Consider the following 17,731-nt stretch of genomic DNA (forward strand, 5'->3'; position numbering starts at 1 on the left):
ACTTTATCAGTGCGTCTTTTTCTTATGCGATAGGGGGTTTCCTTAGTCGGACTAAGGTTTTTCCGTTCGCACCCGCATTGCATCGTCCGTTTGTCACGCTTCTTTAATCTGGAGTCGCTCATGAGTACTGCATTGCCTTCGTTGGGTTTTGCCGGGATTGGCCTGATGGGCCTGCCGATGTGCCGTCGGTTGCTGGCCGCCGGGTATCCGTTGACCGTGTGGAACCGCAGTCCGGGCAAGTGCGCCGAGCTGGTCGCCGCCGGTGCGCAACTGGCCGCCAGCCCCGCCGAGCTGTGCCAGGCGACGGACATGGTGCTGCTGTGCCTGGCCGACACGGCGGTGGTGCGCGAGGTGGTGTTCGGCGAGCAGGGCATCGTCCATGGCGGGCGCAGTGGTCAGCTGCTGGTGGACTTCTCCAGCCTGGAGCCAACCGCCACCCGTGAAATGGCCGCCGAGCTGGCCGCCCTGTGCGGCATGGCCTGGCTCGATGCACCGGTGTCCGGCGGCACGCCGGGGGCCGAGGCGGGTACCCTGGCGATCATGGTCGGCGGCGAGGCCGATGATCTCGAGCGGGCGCGGCCGGTGCTGCTGACCCTGGGCCAGCGGGTCACGCATATGGGCGCGGTGGGCGCCGGCCAGGTGACGAAGGCGTGCAACCAGATGATCGTGGCCTGCAATGCGCTGGTGATCGCCGAGGTGGTGGCCCTGGCCGAGCAGTCAGGGGTCGATGCGCGGCTGATCGCCGAGGCGCTGGCCGGTGGATTCGCCGACTCCAGGCCATTGCAGATCCTTGCCCCGCAGATGGCCGAGAGCCGCTTCGAGCCGGTCAAGTGGCACGTGCGCACCTTGCTCAAGGACCTCGATACCGCGGTGAAGTTTTCCCGCGAGCAGGGCTCGGCGACGCCGCTCAGTGGCCTCGCCGCGCAGCTGATGCGCCTGCACGGTAGCCAGGGTTATCTGCAAAAAGATCCGGCGACTCTGGTAACGCTGTATCGCAACAAGGACTGAGCTCGCCCGATTGGCGGTCGAGGCGTTCGAGGATCGGCCGTAGCTCGGCCAGCGGCACCGGCCGGCTGAGCAGGTAGCCCTGCAGGTAGTCGCAGCCATGGCTGGCGAGGAACTCATGCTGCTCGACGGTCTCGACGCCTTCGGTGACCACCTTCAGGTGCAGGGTGTGGGCCATGATGATGATTGCCTGGACGATTTCCCGGTCCTTCTGGCTGCCCGGCACGTCCTGGATGAACGAGCGGTCGATCTTCAGCACGTCCAGCGGCAGCCGTTTTAGGTAGGCCAATGACGAATAGCCGGTGCCGAAGTCGTCGATCGACAGCGCCACGCCCTGGGCGCGGATGCGCTTGAGCAGGCTGATGGTGTGATGAATGTCGCCCATCAGCGCGTTTTCGGTGACCTCCAGTTCCAGCTGGCGCGGCGCCAGGCCGGCCTGGAACAGCGCCATCTCCACCTCGGTGGCCAGCTCCTCGCGGCCGAGGGTGAGCGCCGAGCAGTTCACCGTGACCTTCAGTTCGCCATAGCCGTGGCGATTGAGCTGGGCCAGGTCCTCGCAGGCCCGGCGCAGCACCCACAGGTCCAGTTCGGCGATCAGGCCGTTGGCCTCGGCGATGCAGATGAAACGCTCGGGGCTGAGCAGGCCGTGCTGCGGGTGCTGCCAGCGTACCAGGGCCTCGAGCTTGGCCACCTGGCCGCTGCGCAGGTCGTAGATCGGCTGGTAGTGCACGCATAGGCCGCGCTCCTCGAACAGCGCCACGCGCAGTTCCTCCTCCAGTTGCAGCTCCAAGGTGGCACGGGTCTTCAGGCCGTTGTTGAAGAAGTTCAGGCTGTTGCGCCCGCAGCCTTTGGACTGGTACAGCGCCAGGTCGGCGTTCTTCAGCAGTTCCTCGGTGCTCTGGCCGTCATCGGGGAAGATGCTGATGCCGATGCTGGTGGTCATGACCATGCGCCGGCCCGCCAGGTCGATCGGCTCCTTCATCCGCTGCATGATGCGCTGGGCCAGGTGGCGGGCCTCGTCGCGGCTGTTGAGGCTGGTGACGATGCAGAACTCATCGCCACCGAAGCGCGCCACCAGGTCCTGACCGCGGGTGGCGGCCTTGATATGGCCGGCGATCACCTTGAGCAGTTCGTCGCCGGCGGCATGCCCGAGGCTGTCGTTGATGCGCTTGAAATGGTCGATGTCGAGGAACATCACCGCCAGCATGCCCTCATGGGCGGCCTGTTCGGCCAGGCGCTCGGCGAACACCTGGTTGAAGCCGCGGCGGTTGACCAGGTTGGTCAGGGCATCGTAGTGGGCTGCCTGCTGCAGCGAAGCCCGGGCCTGGTCGAGCTGGCTGAGCAACACATTGACCCGGCGCAGGTCGTGCTCCTTGCTCTGCAGCTTCTTGTCGGCCAGCGCCGCGCTGATGCTGCCAGCGCTGATCAGCAGGGTGATGACAGCGATGGTCAGTGCCAACTGCAGACTGTTGTCGGCCGAGGGCAGGCGCAGGGCGGTTTCGCCGGGAATCACCAGGGTCATGGCCGCCATGCCGGTGAAATGAGTCAGCACGATGCCGCCGGCCATCAGCAGGCTGGCGCCGTACTTGAGCAACAGGTGCAAGGTGCCGCTGCCCTTGCGGAAGTAGCGGGCCATCAGCAGCGCCACCAGGCTGACGAGCACGGCGATGCCGATGGAGGCGAGCAGCAGGCCGGTCTGGTAGTACTGCTGGGCGCTGGTCTGCAGGGCGGCCATGCCGGTGTAGTGCATGATGCTGATGCCCAGGCCGATGAACAGCGCGGTCTGCAGATAGTGGCGCAGGCGCATTTCGCTGCGATTGAGGCTGTTCATCGCCAGCCAGGCGGCGAGCAGGGCCACCAGCAGCGACAAGCCTGTCAGCGGTGCGTCGAAGTGGATCTCCAGTGGTGCCTGGAACGCCAGCATGCTGATGAAGTGCATGGCCCAGATCCCGCCGGCCAGGCAGCAGGCGCCAAGCACTCGCCATTGCCGACGGGCGAAGCGGTCCTCGCATTGGCTCTGGCGTTCGCTCATGTCCAGGGTGGCGAAACAGGCGGCGCTGGCCACGACGAAGGCGAGCAGCACCAGGAAGGGGTTGTGTCGGCAGTCGAGGATGATCTGTCCGGTCGCCGGCAGCTCGGCGAACAATTGCAGTCCCAGCCACTCCATTGCAGGCCTCTTCGTCGAGTCTTCACTCGTCCCCAAATAGCACGGATGGAGACTGTTCCTGCAGGAGTATAGAAACGGGTGCTTAAGCCTTCCTGATTAATGGCACTTTGATTTCTACCATTTGGATATGAAGGCAATAGCTGGATGGTCTAAATGAATATCGACTGGCCGAATCGATCGCGGGGCAAGCCCGCTCCCTCGAATCCCTGACGGGCTCGGGGGAGCGGGCTTGCCCCGCGATGACCTCTATTGAGATCAACCGGCGACAAGCACCCGGATCGCCTCAAGGCGCAGCGCCGCTTTGTCCAGCGCCGCCAGCCCTTCTTCACGCTGCTTGCGCAGGGCATCGATCTCGCTGTCACGCACGCTCGGATTCACGGCCTTCAGCGCGGTCAGGCGCGCCAGTTCCTCGTCGGCCTCGGCGGTGAGCCGCTGCCGGGCCTGGGCCACGCGTTCGTTGTGGGTCGGCAGGACCTTGGCCTCGCCGGCGGCGATGCGCTTGGCCAGCACGTCGCGCTGGGCCTGGACGAACTTGTTGGCGCTGGCCTTGGGCACGCTTTCGAGCTGGTCGTTGAGGGTTTCGAACGCCACCCGCGGGCCCAGGTCGTTGCCGTTGGTATCCAGCAGGCAGCGCAGCGCCGCCGGCGGCAGGTAACGGCCCAGCTGCAGGCTGCGGGGGGCGACCACTTCACTGACGTAGAGCAGTTCGAGCAGCACGGTGCCGGGCTTGAGCGCCTTGTTCTTGATCAGCGCAACCGCGGTGTTGCCCATCGAACCGGACAGCACCAGGTCCATGCCACCTTGGACCATCGGGTGTTCCCAGGTGAGGAACTGCATGTCCTCGCGCGACAGCGCCTGGCCACGGTCGTAGGTGATGGTCACGCCTTCGTCGTCGCCCAGCGGGAAGCTGGCATCGAGCATCTTCTCGCTCGGCTTGAGGATCAGGGCGTTTTCCGAATGGTCCTCGCTGTCGATGCCGAAGGCGTCGAACAGGGTTTCCATGTAGATCGGCAGGGCGAACTGGTCGTCCTGTTCGAGAATGGCCTCGACCAGCGCCTGGCCTTCGCCGGCACCGCCGGAGTTGAGCTCCAGCAGGCGGTCGCGGCCGGTATGCAGCTCGGCTTCCAGGCGCTCGCGCTCGGCGCGGGCCTCGGCCACCAGCTTGCTCCAGCTCTTCTCGTCACTGTCGGCCAGCAGTGGCAGCAGGCGCGGGCCGAACTGATGCTGCAGGGCGTTGCCGGTCGGGCAGGTGTTGAGAAAGGCGTTGAGGCCTTCGTGGTACCACTGGAACAGGCGCTCCTGCGGGCTGTCCTGCAGGTACGGGATGTGCAGCTGGATCGTGTGTTTCTGGCCGATCCGGTCGAGACGGCCGATGCGCTGCTCGAGCAGGTCGGGGTGCGCCGGCAGGTCGAACATCACCAGGTGGTGGGCGAACTGGAAGTTGCGGCCCTCACTGCCGATCTCGGAGCAGATCAGCACCTGGGCGCCGAATTCCTCATCGGCGAAATAGGCGGCGGCACGGTCGCGCTCGAGGATGCTCATGCCTTCATGGAACACCGTGGCCGGGATGCCGGAACGCACGCGCAGGGCGTCTTCCAGGTCCATGGCGGTCTCGGCGTGGGCGCAGATCACCAGGACCTTGGTGCGCTTGAGCATCTTCAGGGTGTCGATCAGCCAGTCGACCCGTGGATCGAAACGCCACCAGCGCTCGTCGTCGCCGGTCTCGCCCTGGGCCTGGAAGGCCACTTCCGGGTACAACTCGGCGCGCTCGCCCGAGGGCAGCTCGGCATAGGCGTCGGGGTTGGCCAGCGGGTAGGGGTGCAGCTGGCGCTCGGGGAAGCCCTGGATTGCCGCGCGGGTGTTGCGAAACAGCACGCGGCCGGTACCGTGGCGGTCGAGCAGCTCGCGGATCAGACGGGCGCTGGCCTGGCTGTCGCCATCGCTGACCGCGGCCAGCAGGGCTTCGCCTTCGGCACCGAGGAAGCCTTGGATAGTAGCGTGGGCCTTGGCCGACAGACGGCCTTCGTCGAGCAGTTCCTGCACCGCTTCAGCGACCGGGCGATAGTTTTCGCTCTCGGCACGGAAGGCGGCAAGGTCGTGGAAACGGTTGGGGTCGAGCAGGCGCAGGCGGGCGAAGTGGCTGTCCTGGCCGAGCTGTTCCGGGGTGGCGGTGAGCAGCAGCACGCCCGGGATGACCTGGGCCAGTTGCTCGACCAGCGCATACTCGGCGCTGGCCTGTTCCTCGTGCCAGACCAGGTGGTGTGCTTCGTCGACCACCATCAGGTCCCAGCCGGCGGCAAACAGCGCGTCCTGGGCCTTCTCGTCCTCGACCAGCCATTCCAGGGCGACCAGCGCCAACTGGGCATCCTCGAACGGGTTGCTGGCGTCGCTTTCGATGAAGCGCTCGGCGTCGAACAGTGCCACTTGCAGGTTGAAGCGTCGGCGCATTTCCACCAGCCACTGGTGCTGGAGGTTCTCGGGTACCAGGATCAGCACGCGATTGGCCCGCCCGGACAGCAGCTGGCGGTGGATTACCAGGCCAGCCTCGATGGTCTTGCCCAGGCCCACTTCGTCGGCCAGCAATACCCGGGGAGCGATGCGGTCGGCCACTTCACGGGCGATGTGCAACTGGTGGGCGATGGGTTGGGCGCGCACACCGCCCAGGCCCCACAAGGGGGAGAGCATCTGCTTGCTGGTGTGCTGCAGGGTGTTGTAGCGCAGCGAGAACCACGACAGCGGGTCGATCTGCCCGGCGAACAGGCGGTCGCTGGCAAGGCGGAACTGGATGAAGTTTGACAGCTGCGTCTCGGGCAGGGTGCGCGGCTGGTTCTGGCCATCGATGCCGTGGTAGACCATCAGGCCGTCGATGTCCTCGACTTCCTGCACGGTCAGCTTCCAGCCTTCGAAGTGGGTGATCAGGTCGCCGGGCGAGAAGCGCACGCGGGTCAGCGGCGCATTGCGTAGCGAGTACTGGCGGGTGTCGCCCGTGGCCGGGTAGAGCACGGTCAACAGACGGCCATCCTGCGCCAGGATGGTCCCAAGACCGAGCTCGGCTTCGCTGTCGCTGATCCAGCGTTGCCCCGGTTGATACTGCTGCGCCATACTGCCAAAACTCCCGCGATGAAAAAGCCGGCTATGTTAACGGATCGGCTTCGCCAGACCAATGAATGTGAAGAGTCTAGCGCTTTCATCGACGAATACCGTCCTGTCACGAGGGCCACGCGCCAACATGGTTGCCAAGCACCGCTGGTTGAACGTCACTCTGGGCCTGGGCAGCCTCGCGCTGCTGGCCGCCTGCGAACAGAAGAGCTTCGAAGTCCTGCCGCCGATTCCGGTCGAGCAACTCGAGGTGCTCGGTGTGCAGACACCGATCAAGAGTGTGCACTTCCACGACCGCGAGGGTGAAGGCCTGCTGGTGCTGAGCCGTGTCGATGGCCAGGCCACCGACCCCGACACCGAGGAGGAAGTCGACAAGGTGGTGCTCAAGGCCACCTTGTATGGCCGCGCCGCCGGCGGTGATGCTTTCAAGGCGCGCTGGCAGATCGAGCAGGAGACCACCTGCGCCGGACTGGACCTGGACGTCGACTTTTATACCGACGTCAGCGATGTCGGTGACCTGAACAAGGACGGCGTCGCCGAAGTCACCGTGGCCAGCCACGCCTTCTGCGGCGGCGGCATCGACCCCCACGACATCGCCATCGAGATGCGTGAGGGCCAAGCGATCTACACAATCACCGGCCAGTCGCTGATCAGCCCGCCCGGTGAAGACGCGTTCGGCGGCGAGCGCGAGGATAGCGCCTCGCTCAAGAGCGCCCCGCAGGTCGTGCGCGAGCACATGGACGCGGTCTGGCAGCAGGTCTACAAGCGGCCTTGGAGCGAGTCGAGCGCCGCGCCAGACGATGACCCGGACGACGAGGCGGAGTAATCCCGCGCTATAATCCAGCGCAGTGCGGCGCTGTGACACGCCGCACACCTTTGACCGCAGGTATTCAAGGCGGCGTACCACCAGCCGACAACCAGGCTACAGGAGACCCACCATGCTGCCGCCGATCATCCCGCTCAGTGCCGCCCCCGTGACCTCTCAACACGACCCGGTCAAGCCACCGCCGACCATTGCGCCGGTGGTACCCACGCAGCCGACCTCCAGCGATGGCACCATTGACCTGAAGAATCATCGTGATCCCCAAGAGCAGGCCCTGCTGCTGCGCGACGAGCAACGCCGTCAGCAAAAAAGGCGCAAGCAGGCTGAAGGCGATCGGTACGAGGCCGTGCCGGGCGAAGAGCTCAACGCCGACAACACCGTGCCGGTGGCGCCGATGGGCGAGCGCACGCGCCAGGGGTTGCTGGTGGATATCGAAGTCTGACTAGTCAGCACTGCCGCTTGCCTTCATCATAAAGGCCTCTGCTGTCCGTCGAGCCCGCCATGAGCCAAGACAACCTGATCGATTTCGGCGCCGAACGCGCCAAACGCATCCACGACCTCAACGACAAGCGCCTGAACGACATGCGCCAGGCCTTCGAACAGGCCATGCCGCTGGCCCAGGCCAAGAAGAAAAAGCCCAAGGGCAAACCCAAGAAGCGCTGAAACTTGATGCAGGTCAACCCTGCACCCGCCTCGCGCGCCCGGCTCCGGGCGCCATTGACTCCGGTCAATTTTCCCCCTCCCGTCATTGGTTACCTTGCACCCATCGGATGACGGCACATCAAGGGAGGGGCCGACATGTTCTTCGACAACGTGGTTATCGCCGGTGTGGTAACGGTCGGGTTGATGTTGGCGTTCTTCGCCGGTCTGGGCATTTTCATCTGGAAGGACTCGAAAAAGCGTAATCAGCGCTGATCCTTCCCGATCCATGAGCACGCAAGGCATTTAGGGCGACTTCGGTCGCCCATTTTTTTGCCTGGATTTTCATCGCGGGGCGGGGCTTGCCGACGTACGGGGCGCATTCATCTCAGGGTTGTTGAGCGGTCGCCGCCAGCACGATCTCGCGAATGCAAACCTGCTGCGGCTGCTGGTAGGCCCAGACGATCGCCCCGGCGACATCCTCGGCGCTCAGTACCACGCCGCCCATATCATTGGCCTTCCACGCTTCGTAGTCGCGCTTGATGCCCTCGTCGGTGGTGTGCCCGAGCAGCTCGGTCTCCACCGCGCCCGGGGCGATGGTCACCACCCGCACATTATGCGGCGCCAACTCTTCGCGCAGGTTCTCCGACAGCCCGTGCACGGCAAACTTGCTGCCCACATAGGCCACATGGTTGGGGAAGGTCTTGCGCCCGGCCACGGAACTGACGTTGATCAGCGTGCCGTGGCGCCGCTCGATCATCCCGCCGACCAGCGCCTGCACGCCGTTGAGCAATCCCTTGACGTTGATGTCGAACATGCGCTCCCACTGCTCCGGATCCTGCTCGTGCACCTGCCCCAGCAGCATCACCCCGGCGTTGTTCACCAGGGCATCGGCCGGGCCGTACAGCGCTTCGGCCTCGGCCACGGCAGCCACCAGCGCCGCCCGGTCGCGGATATCCACGGCGCGGCACAGGCAATCGGGAAGCGCCAGCGCCTCGAGGCGTTCCAGGCGTCGGGCGATCAGCAGCAGTGGATGACCCGCAGCGGAGAATCGCTGGGCGGTGGCGGCGCCGATACCGGAGCTGGCGCCAGTGACAATGATCAAGGGTTTGTTCATGGTTGCCTCCCAGGCATAATCGCTTTCGATGGCCAGGATTCTAGATTGCGTCTGCGGCCATGAAAAACGGCTTATTTCTCTGGCTGGCATCGGTTCTATCTATGGATATTCGTCACCTCAAGGCATTTATCGCCGTCTTCGAAGCGCGCAACATCACGGTAGCCGCCCAGCGTTTGTGCGTGGCCCAGCCGACTTTGTCGGTGACCATTCGCCAGCTGGAAGAGGAGCTGGGCGCCGAATTGTTCCTGCGCCAAGCCCGTGGGGTCGAAGTCAGCGAGCAGGCCCGCGAGCTCTATCCCCAGGCCTGCCGCATGGTGGCCGAGGCCGAGGCCCTGCGCCTGCGTTTTCGTCAGGGGCAGGAGCGGGTGCCGTTGGCGCTGGGCATCGAGGCCGACATCGCACCGGCCCAGGTCGAGGCCTGCGTGCGTCTGGCCAGCCAGGCGGTGGCGGGCTTGCAGTTGACCCTGCTGGAGGGCTGCGACGGTGATGCACGCCTGGCGGACGAGTCTCAGCGCTGTGAGGACGAACTGTTCCTGCCGCTGTGGGAGGAAGCGTTCGTGCGGGTGATGGCCACCGGCAGCCAGCCGGACGGACGCTGGATCACCTGCCCGCAGCACCCGTCGCACCAACGCTTGATGGGCTTGTATGACGGGGGGGAGCAGGTCGGCCAGGCCGGTTCGTTGCAACGGGTCCTGGCCATGGTCGCCGCCGGGCAGGGCGCGGCCTGGTTGCCGCAGTCGCTGGTCGAGCGTTGCCCGGGCGTCTACTGGCAGCCGGGCAGCGGCCTGACGCTGCGCCGTCGGGTCGGATTGTGCATGTCCCATGAGGCCTTGGCACTACCCGCCGTGGCAGCGCTGCATCAGGCCCTGAGCCGCGCTTGAACGACCAGGATTGTGGGAGCAACTGTCTTGCTCAATTTTTAGAATCTGGCGCGATCCCTGTGGGAGCGGCCTTGTGTCGCGAAAGGGCTGCGAAGCAGCCCCGACAATCTTGAAACATACCCAAGATCCTGGGGCCGCTTCGCGACACAAGGCCTACAGGGAACCGCGTAACAAGCCAGTCAATCTGCCACATGCCTAGAGAAACATCCCCCCTGACACCTCCAGCCGCTGCCCCGTGATCCAGCCATTGCCGTCCTCCAGCAACAGGGCGATGGCCGCACCGATATCGTCGGGCAGGCCGACGCGTCCCAACGCCGTGTTGCCGGCGATGTAGTCATTGACCTGCTGGTTGTCGCGCACCACGCCACCGCCGAAGTCGGTCTCGATGGCGCCCGGCGCGAGAATGTTCACGCGAATACCGCGCGCCCCCAGCTCCTTGGCCTGGTAGCGAGTCAGCACTTCCATGGCGCCCTTCATGGCCGCATAGGCGGCGTAGCCGGGCAGGGCGAAGCGGGTCAGGCCTGTGGAGATGTTGACGATGCGCCCGCCGTCGGCCAGCAGCGGCAGCAGGCGCTGGGTGAGGAAGAACGGCCCCTTGAGCTGGATGTTCAGCAACTGGTCGAATTGCACTTCGCTGGTCTCGCTGAACGGCACGTTCAGGCCGATGCCGGCGTTGTTCACCAGGAAGTCCAGCTGGCGGCGGCCAAACTGCTGTTCGAGGGTGTCGCCCAGGCGCTCGGCGAAGGCGGCAAAGCTGGCGCTGTCGCTGACATCCAGTTGCAGCATGGCGGCGCGCACGCCGGCCTGTTCGAGCGAGGCGGCCACGGCGTGGGCCTCGTCGGCCTTGCTGTGGTAGGTGCCGATGATGTCGATTCCGCGAGCGGCCAGGTGTTCGGCGGTGTTCTTGCCCAGGCCGCGGCTGGCGCCGGTGATCAGTGCGATCTTGCGAGTCATGTCGGTTACCTCGTTGGGGGGGGGGGAATGACAGGTTATTGATCGGTTGATGGCTGTTAAATCCACGGATTCCGGAAATACTGTTCGTATTGAATGGACAATCGGAGCCCGTCATGAACAAGCTGGAGCTGTTGCGCACTTTTGTCAGGGTCAGCGAACTGAGCAGTTTCACCCTGGCCGGCGAAAGCCTGGGCCTGCCGCGTTCGACCGTCTCCGAGCAGGTGCGGGCGCTGGAACGGTTGCTCGGCACGCGCCTGTTCAACCGCACCACGCGGCGGGTGCAGACCACCCAGGACGGCGCCTTGCTCTACGAGCGCAGCAAGGACCTGCTGTCGGGCATGGACGAGATCGAAAGCCTGTTCAGCGCCGACGATGCCGAGCTGACCGGGCGCCTGCGCATCGACCTGCCGACCATGATGGCGCGGCGGCTGATTGTGCCGGCGCTGCCAGGGTTTCTCGAGCGTTTCCCGCGCCTGGAAGTGGAGCTTAGTTGCACCGACCGCCAGGTCGACCTGCTGCGCGAAGGCTTCGACTGCGTGATGCGCATCGGCGCGCTCAGCGAACTGGACGTGGTCGCCCGCCCGGTGGGGCGACTGAGCATGCGCAACTGTGCCAGCCCCGCCTACCTCGAGCGTCACGGCGTGCCACGGAACCTGCAGGATCTGGCCGGCCATCGGTTGGTCCACTACGTGCGCAACCTCGGTGCCCGCAGCGCCGGGTTCGAATACGTGCAGGAGGGCGAGCTGCGCTTTCAGGCCATGGCCGGCGTGGTCACGGTGAACAATGCCGAAGCCTATTCCGCCGCCTGCCTGGCAGGGCTCGGGCTGATCCAGGTACCGGCGGTGGGCGTCGATGAACACCTGCGCAATGGAGAACTGATATCGCTGCTCGAGCCCTGGCAGGCGCGGGCCATGCCGGTGTCGCTGCTGTATGCCCGGCAGCGCCATGTGCCGCGCCGAGTCCAGGCGTTCATGAACTGGCTGGCGGCGCTGCTGGCGTCGCAGGTCGACCCGGTGGCGGCGCCAACCGGCTGAAACGGGAAGGGTGAGAATGCGTGGCGAAGGTTCCCGCAGTTGCGTTAGGCTGATACCTGCGCGTCGCCCGCCAGAGGTGACCGTTCCCTGCGTGCGTCACTTCCGAATTTTGCGAGGTTACGCCATGGCCATCACTTCCCAGGACATCTGCGACGCCGCCGACCAGCTCAAGGGCTTTGTCGGTTTCCACGGCAAGCGCGGCATGCATATCGTGCGGTTTTCCGAAGATTCGTTCGGCATGGACGTCGCCGACGACAGCATCACCCCCTGCAACGAGTTCGTCTGGCGCCCCGAGGCCGACACGCGCATGGCATTGTGCCGGGAGCGCCTGGCCTTGCTGCTGGAGCAGCATGTGGACGATCGGCTGAACATCGGCGAGCCGCTGCGCATCTACCTCAAGCGCACCGACCTGCCGGAGATCGTGGCTGAACGCAGCCTGCGCTGAAGGCATGCATCAAGAGGGAGTCAGGACACATCCTGCTGGCGCACCTCGCGGCCCGCCAGCAGCGCCTCGAAACCCGCCCGGTCCACCGGCTTGCTCAGGTAGTAGCCCTGGACCTCATGGCACTGCTCCCTGTCCAGCGCCTGCAACTGCTGCTCGGTCTCCACCCCCTCAGCGGTGACCGTCAGCCCCATGGCCTTGCCCAGGTTGATGATGGCCTGCACCACTGCCCGGTCGTTGCCGCTCTGGCTGCTGAGCCCGGCGATGAAGCGCTTGTCGATCTTGATGCTGTCGAAGGGGTAGGTGCGCAGGTAACCCAGCGACGAGTAACCGGTGCCGAAGTCGTCCATGTTCAGGCGCACGCCCAGCTCCTTGAGCGCGAGCATGGTGCCCAGGGCGCCCTCGATGTCGTTGAGCATCACGTTCTCGGTGATCTCCAGTTCCAGGCGCTGGGCCGGGAAGCCGGTGTCCAGCAGTACCTGGCGCACATCGGCGACCACATCGCTGCGGGAGAACTGCGCCGGCGACAGGTTGACCGAGACCAGCAGTTCGTCGGGCCAGTCGCGGGCATTGCGGCAGGCCTCGGCCAGCACCCAGCGACCAAGGGGCACGATCAGGTCGCTCTGCTCGGCCAGGGGAATGAAGGTGTCCGGCCCGAGCAGGCCCTCCTCGGGGTGCTGCCAGCGCAGCAGGGCCTCTACCGAGACGATGCGCAGGTCGTACAGGCGATAGCGTGGCTGATAGTGCAGGACGAACTCGTGCTGCTTGATCGCCCGGCGCAGGTCGTTTTCCAGTTGTCGGCGGTACTGGATCTGCTGGTTCATCTCTGGCGAGAAGTAACGCCAGGTATTCTTGCCGTCGGCTTTGGCCTGGTACAGCGCAATGTCGGCGTAGCGGATCAACTCACCGGCATCGTAGCCCTGGATTCGGGTCTGGGCGATGCCAATGCTGGCGCCGATATGCAACTGTTGTCCCTCGTAGATTATAGGTTGCTGCAGCAACTCGAGCAGGCGGGCGCAGAAACGATCGATCTCGCTGCGATTGTCCAGGCCATGCAGCACCAGGACGAACTCGTCGCCGCCCAGGCGAGCCACCAGGTCATTTTCGCGGGTGGTGTCGCGCAGGCGACCGGCCACCTCCTGCAACACCGCGTCGCCGGCCGGGTGGCCGAGGGAATCGTTGATCGGCTTGAAACTGTCCAGGTCGAGCAGCAGCAAGGTCAGCGGCGGTGAATCGCTGCCGCGCAACAGCGCATGCTCAAGGTGGCGTGACAGCTTGTTGCGGTTGGCAAGGCCAGTCAGGGCATCGTGCATCGACAGGTGCTGGATGCGGGCATGGGCGGCGACTTCGTCAGTGATATCGCTGGCGGTGCCGCGAAAGCCGGCGAGCTTGCCCTCGTAGACGATCGAGCGCGCCGAAACGCGGCAGTAGCGGTTCTGCCCGCTGGCGTCATCGTAGTTGCAGCGCAGGTTGGCCAGTTGCTGCGGGTTGTCGTCGGCCTGGCTGTCGAGCCACGGCAGCAGGGGCGTGGTGTCGCAGGCCAGCAGCTGGTTTAGCGGCTGGCCTATCCAGTCCTCGAGCCGGTAGCCGGTGACGCTGACGAAGCGCTGCGACAGGTAGGTCAGGCGGTGCTGGCGGTCGGTTTCCCAGATCCAGTCCGACGCGGCCTCGGCCACTGCGCGAAAGCGCTGCTCGCTGGCCTCCAGGGCGCGGTTGCTTTGCTGCAGGCGCAGCAGGCTGTCGTCGATGGCGCGGGAGCTGCGCAGGGCATGGCGGAACAGGTACAGGAGCACCAGGCCGAGCACCAGCAGCACCGCCAGCAGCGGCGGCAGGAAAGCGTGGAGCAACTGGCGACCCGGTAGCGGCGTGTTCCAGGCCAGGTAATAGCCGGTTTCCTCCAGGGCGATGTGCGGTTGTCCGGTCTGGGCGGCGCCATTTTTCTCCAGGCGCATGCCGGTCAGGCCCGCACCCTTGCCCAGCACGGCGAGCTTGGCCTCGGTCAGTTGGTCGATAAACACCATCACCGGCGCCTGGCGCACATCCGCCTCGGTCACCTCTTTGTCCGGGCGCACCGCCGCCGCGCTGAGCACCGCGGGCCAGCCGTTGAAGCGCACGAAGTGGGCCACCTGCTCGCGGGCCGGGGCCGCCTTGCGCGCCGCGTCGGTGATCGGCGCCAGGGGACTGTCGATATGGGCGCTGGCCGGTGAGTCGGTGGGCTTGCCCTTGAACAGGGCATAGGTGGTGCGGTCATCCTCGATCACGAACACGCCTTCGTAGCCGCTGGCGCTGTACAGCGACTCACCGACGTTCTTCTCGTCATACGCCCACTGCCAGTCGACCTTGCCTACCAGATGTTCGTAGGCAGCGTCCCAGACGGCGTAGCTGGAGAGGAACTGGCGCGACGCCACCAGCCGCTGCTCCAGTGCCTGGGTAGCCTGGAAGGTGCTCTGCTCCAGCGCCTGGCGGTCCAGCGTGGCGGCGATGTTGAACAGCGCCACCAGGGTGAACACGCAGGCGAGGCCGAACAGAGCGCAGAAGGCGCCTACCAGCCTGCGCACCTGCAGGCGCGAAGTGGGGCTGGAGGATGAAAGGTCGACGTTCCTGTCCATGTACGGGCGACTCCTTCAACTGCTGTCTGCGCCCGGGGCCTGGGCGAAGGTTCAGTCAGGATAGGCCAGCTTGAGCAGGGCGGCCTCGCCGCGGGCGAAATTGACCTGGTCGCGCCCTTGGTGCTTGGCGGCGTACAGGGCCTTGTCGGCCTGTTCCAGCCAATGTTCGGGCGAGGCGAGGGTGGTGCGAAAGTCCGCCAGGCCGATGCTCAGGCTGATGCGCAGGCCCGGCAGTTGCGGGTTGCGGTAGGCGCCGACGCGCTCGCGCAGGCGCTCCATGGCCTGGCACGCCTGGGCTTCGTGGGCGCCGGGGAGGATCACGCAGAACTCGTCACCGCCGTAGCGCCCGGCCAGGTCGTCCTCGCGCAGGTTGCGCCGCAGTTCCTGGCTGAGCTGGCGCAGCACGCAGTCGCCGACCACATGGCCGTAGGTGTCGTTGATGGTCTTGAAGTGGTCGATGTCGATCAGGGCGACTACCGCCGGCAGCTGCTGTTGCTGGCAGATCTGGAACTTGAGCAGCAGCAGGTCCTTCCACGAGCCATGGTTGAGCAGGCCGGTAAGGCTGTCGGTGCGGCTCAGGGCGCTTAGGCGGCGCTTGTGCTCGGCCAGCTTGATCGCCAACTGGTAGCACACCCAACCCAGGGCCAAGGGGTAGAGGGTGAGCATCGGCAGGCAGGCAAGCACCTGCAGTTGCGTGGCCTGGGGCTGCAGGCCGGTACCGAGCAGGGCGCTGGCCAGCAGCATGCCGCCCAGTTGAGCCAGCAGACCGCGCAGCAGCACCCGTTTGCCGCCGGCGGCGACGTTGTTCATGGTCATCATCGACAGGATGGTCACCGTGGGCAGCGGGTTGAAATGCATCGCCGCGGTCCAGAACCCGCCCATAAAGGAGTCCAGCAGGATGTTGCGCTGTTCGGCCTGGTAAGGCGTGGCCGAGCGCAGGGCCCATTGGTAGGCCACATGAGGCCAGAGCAGGCCATTGAACAGCAGCAGGGCCCAGGCCCACTGCGGCGGGTTCAGCGGGGCGATGGCGGCCATTACGCTGAACAGGCCGATCCCCAGGCCGATGATGCGCGGCAGGTAGATGCGCCTGACGAAAGAGAGCCCCTTGCCGCTGCGGTTATCGATCATGGTTGTCGTTCTTCTGTGGGGCGCCGTTTATCGCATAAGTCGTGTGAATATTGTTGAACAATCGTTCATCGGCGAAAAATGACCTTACAAGCCATTTCACGGTTGATCCGACCCTGTGGAGTACTATGAATGCCTTCTTCTTTTGTGGAGTGCTGCTGCTCATGGTCCCCATGGCTACCCCCGCCGGCGAGCCGGCACCGCACCGGGACGGACGCTTTCACAACCAGGTCGAGCTGCCCAGGGATGGCGTGCTCAAGAAGCTGCGCATCGGCGTCAAGTACCTGCTGCTGCGCAAGCCGCCGCAAACCCGGCCAGATGCTGCGCTGAGCCTGCAGACGATGACCCGCCAGCAGGTGGCCGACGCGCCGGACCATAGCTTGTGGCGTCTTGGCCACTCCACGGTACTGCTCAAGCTGCGCGGGCGCTTCTTCATTACCGACCCGGTGTTCGCCGAGCGCGCCTCACCGGTGCAGTGGGCCGGGCCGCTGCGCTTCCATGCGCCGCCGTTGGCGCTCGACGATCTGCCGCCGCTGACTGCGGTGATCCTGTCCCATGATCATTTCGACCACCTCGACGAGCAGGCCATCCGCCGGTTGGCGCCGCGCACCGAGCACTTTCTCGCACCGCTGGGAGTAGGCGACCTGCTCATCGAGTGGGGCGTGCCGCCGGCCAAGGTGCGGCAACTGGACTGGTGGCAGGAAACCGAAGTCGAAGGCGTGCGCTTCGCCGCCACGCCGGCGCAGCACTTTTCCGGACGTGGGTTGTTCGACAGCAACCACAGACTGTGGGCGTCCTGGGTGATGATCGACGAAGGGCTGCGGCTGTTCTTCAGCGGTGATACTGGTTACTTCGCCGGCTTTCGCGAGATCGGCGAGCGCTACGGGCCCTTCGACGTGACCTTGATGGAGACCGGCGCCTACAACGTCGCCTGGCCCAGTGTGCATATGCAGCCGGAGCAGACCCTGCAGGCGCACCTGGACCTGAAGGGCCGTTGGCTGCTGCCTATTCACAACGGCACCTTCGACCTGTCGATCCACAGCTGGCAGGAGCCCTTCGAGCGTATCCTGACACTGGCCAATGCCGCCCAGGTAGAGCTGAGCACGCCACAGATGGGCGAACGGGTCAGCCTCGACTCGCCGCATCCGGGGCAGAACTGGTGGCGGCCGCGGCCATTGCCGCAGCGGGGCAGGGCGTCCGAGCGGGCGGTTGCCGCGCGCTAGTTCCTGGCCTGTTTGTCGTGCTTCAACAGTTTCGAGGGCGGCTTGCCGCTGTCGCTGCGCACTTGGGCATGGCTGATCAAGGCGAAGATGAAACTGCCGCCAATGATGTTGCCGGCCAGGGTGGGCAGGGCGAAGTCGAGCCAGAAGGCGCTCCAGCTCTGCTCGCCGGCCCAGACCAGGTAAGAGACCTCGACCGAGCCCACTACTATATGCGTGAAGTCGCCCAGGGCCATCAGGTAGGTGATCATCAGGATGATCCAGATCTTGGCGTGCTCCATGGACGGGATCATCCAGACCATGGTGGCGATCATCCAGCCTGAGACGATGCCCTTGGCGAACATCTGGCCGATGCCGTTCTCCATCACCTTGTGGCCCACATCCAGGAAGGCGACATCGGTCTTGCTGTCGAATATCGGCAGTTCGAGCATCACCCAGGCTACCAGCAGCGTGCCGGCCAGGTTGCCGAGCAGGACGACGGTCCACAGGCGCAGCAGGCGGCCCAGGTTGGTGAGGGTGGGGGTGGTCATCAGTGGCAGCACGGCGGTCAGGGTGTTTTCGGTGAACAGTTGCTGGCGGGCGAGGATCACCGCCAGGAAGCCTGCGCTGTAGCCCA

Annotated in this window: 16 protein-coding genes (1 of these 16 running past the window's edge); 9 read left to right on the forward strand and 7 right to left on the reverse strand. The window is 65.3% G+C overall.

Annotation, left to right across the window (positions count from 1 at the left end):
* Nucleotides 1-120: 120 nt before the first annotated feature.
* Nucleotides 121-1,008 carry an NAD(P)-dependent oxidoreductase gene (locus tag K5H97_RS06450; RefSeq protein ID WP_028692115.1) on the forward strand — a complete coding sequence of 296 codons (888 nt, stop codon included), beginning with the start codon at nt 121-123 and terminating at the stop codon, nt 1,006-1,008.
* Here K5H97_RS06450 and K5H97_RS06455 read toward each other — a convergent pair.
* Both K5H97_RS06455 and rapA read right to left on the reverse strand, forming a co-directional pair.
* Nucleotides 908-3,172: a putative bifunctional diguanylate cyclase/phosphodiesterase gene (locus tag K5H97_RS06455; RefSeq protein ID WP_028692114.1), complete on the reverse strand. Its 2,265-nt coding sequence runs from the start codon at nt 3,170-3,172 to the stop codon at nt 908-910. The genes K5H97_RS06450 and K5H97_RS06455 overlap by 101 nt on opposite strands.
* A gap of 255 nt (nt 3,173-3,427) precedes the next feature.
* On the reverse strand, nt 3,428-6,274 hold the full coding sequence (rapA, locus tag K5H97_RS06460) for an RNA polymerase-associated protein RapA (RefSeq protein WP_028692113.1): 2,847 nt from the start codon (nt 6,272-6,274) through the stop codon (nt 3,428-3,430).
* A gap of 127 nt (nt 6,275-6,401) precedes the next feature.
* On the opposite strand from rapA, the gene K5H97_RS06465 reads away from it, so the two are divergent.
* The 4 genes from K5H97_RS06465 to ccoM all read left to right on the forward strand — a co-directional run bounded on the left by K5H97_RS06465 (nt 6,402) and on the right by ccoM (nt 8,009).
* Nucleotides 6,402-7,097, forward strand: coding sequence for a M949_RS01915 family surface polysaccharide biosynthesis protein (locus K5H97_RS06465; protein ID WP_028692112.1), 696 nt, complete (start codon nt 6,402-6,404; stop codon nt 7,095-7,097).
* A 112-nt stretch (nt 7,098-7,209) separates the two neighbouring features.
* Nucleotides 7,210-7,536, forward strand: a complete 327-nt coding sequence (locus K5H97_RS06470; RefSeq protein WP_028692111.1) for a hypothetical protein — start codon at nt 7,210-7,212, stop codon at nt 7,534-7,536.
* A gap of 59 nt (nt 7,537-7,595) precedes the next feature.
* Nucleotides 7,596-7,757: a hypothetical protein gene (locus K5H97_RS06475; protein WP_096048546.1), complete on the forward strand. Its 162-nt coding sequence runs from the start codon at nt 7,596-7,598 to the stop codon at nt 7,755-7,757.
* A 135-nt stretch (nt 7,758-7,892) separates the two neighbouring features.
* Entirely contained in the window at nt 7,893-8,009 is a 117-nt protein-coding gene (ccoM, locus tag K5H97_RS29835) for a cytochrome c oxidase subunit CcoM (RefSeq protein WP_023629476.1), read from the forward strand.
* A 112-nt stretch (nt 8,010-8,121) separates the two neighbouring features.
* On the opposite strand, the gene K5H97_RS06480 is transcribed toward ccoM, so the two are convergent.
* Nucleotides 8,122-8,850: an SDR family oxidoreductase gene (locus K5H97_RS06480; protein WP_028692110.1), complete on the reverse strand. Its 729-nt coding sequence runs from the start codon at nt 8,848-8,850 to the stop codon at nt 8,122-8,124.
* A gap of 101 nt (nt 8,851-8,951) precedes the next feature.
* Here K5H97_RS06480 and K5H97_RS06485 point away from each other — a divergent pair, with 101 nt between their 5' ends.
* Nucleotides 8,952-9,731 carry a LysR family transcriptional regulator gene (locus tag K5H97_RS06485; RefSeq protein ID WP_028692109.1) on the forward strand — a complete coding sequence of 260 codons (780 nt, stop codon included), beginning with the start codon at nt 8,952-8,954 and terminating at the stop codon, nt 9,729-9,731.
* Nucleotides 9,732-9,926: 195 nt separating this feature from the next.
* Here the strand turns inward: K5H97_RS06485 and K5H97_RS06490 are convergent, their stop codons facing one another.
* Nucleotides 9,927-10,685 (reverse strand): SDR family NAD(P)-dependent oxidoreductase, encoded by a 759-nt coding sequence (locus K5H97_RS06490; protein WP_028692108.1) that lies wholly within the window; start codon nt 10,683-10,685, stop codon nt 9,927-9,929.
* Nucleotides 10,686-10,798: 113 nt separating this feature from the next.
* Here K5H97_RS06490 and K5H97_RS06495 point away from each other — a divergent pair, with 113 nt between their 5' ends.
* Entirely contained in the window at nt 10,799-11,719 is a 921-nt protein-coding gene (locus K5H97_RS06495) for a LysR family transcriptional regulator (protein WP_028692107.1), read from the forward strand.
* 124 nt (nt 11,720-11,843) lie between these two features.
* Nucleotides 11,844-12,164: a DUF2025 family protein gene (locus K5H97_RS06500; RefSeq protein ID WP_028692106.1), complete on the forward strand. Its 321-nt coding sequence runs from the start codon at nt 11,844-11,846 to the stop codon at nt 12,162-12,164.
* A gap of 20 nt (nt 12,165-12,184) precedes the next feature.
* Here K5H97_RS06500 and K5H97_RS06505 read toward each other — a convergent pair whose 3' ends face one another.
* Both K5H97_RS06505 and K5H97_RS06510 read right to left on the reverse strand, forming a co-directional pair.
* Nucleotides 12,185-14,770: a bifunctional diguanylate cyclase/phosphodiesterase gene (locus K5H97_RS06505; RefSeq protein WP_028692105.1), complete on the reverse strand. Its 2,586-nt coding sequence runs from the start codon at nt 14,768-14,770 to the stop codon at nt 12,185-12,187.
* 51 nt (nt 14,771-14,821) lie between these two features.
* A complete protein-coding gene (locus K5H97_RS06510) occupies nt 14,822-15,898 on the reverse strand; it encodes a diguanylate cyclase (protein ID WP_036986507.1) in 1,077 nt (358 codons plus the stop codon).
* Nucleotides 15,899-16,023: 125 nt separating this feature from the next.
* Here K5H97_RS06510 and K5H97_RS06515 point away from each other — a divergent pair, with 125 nt between their 5' ends.
* The gene (locus tag K5H97_RS06515) at nt 16,024-17,118 is read left to right on the forward strand and encodes an MBL fold metallo-hydrolase (RefSeq protein WP_028692103.1); all 1,095 of its coding nucleotides are present in this window, start codon (nt 16,024-16,026) and stop codon (nt 17,116-17,118) included.
* Here K5H97_RS06515 and K5H97_RS06520 read toward each other — a convergent pair.
* A protein-coding gene (locus K5H97_RS06520; RefSeq protein ID WP_028692102.1) for a formate/nitrite transporter family protein crosses the window boundary here: on the reverse strand, nt 17,115-17,731 show its 3' portion. Its footprint extends 259 nt past the window's final position; only the last 617 of its 876 coding nucleotides appear in the window; its start codon lies beyond the right edge, outside the window; it ends in the stop codon at nt 17,115-17,117. The two genes, K5H97_RS06515 and K5H97_RS06520, sit on opposite strands and share 4 nt — an antisense overlap.

This window comes from Pseudomonas mosselii (assembly GCF_019823065.1).
Taxonomy (GTDB): domain Bacteria; phylum Pseudomonadota; class Gammaproteobacteria; order Pseudomonadales; family Pseudomonadaceae; genus Aquipseudomonas; species Aquipseudomonas mosselii.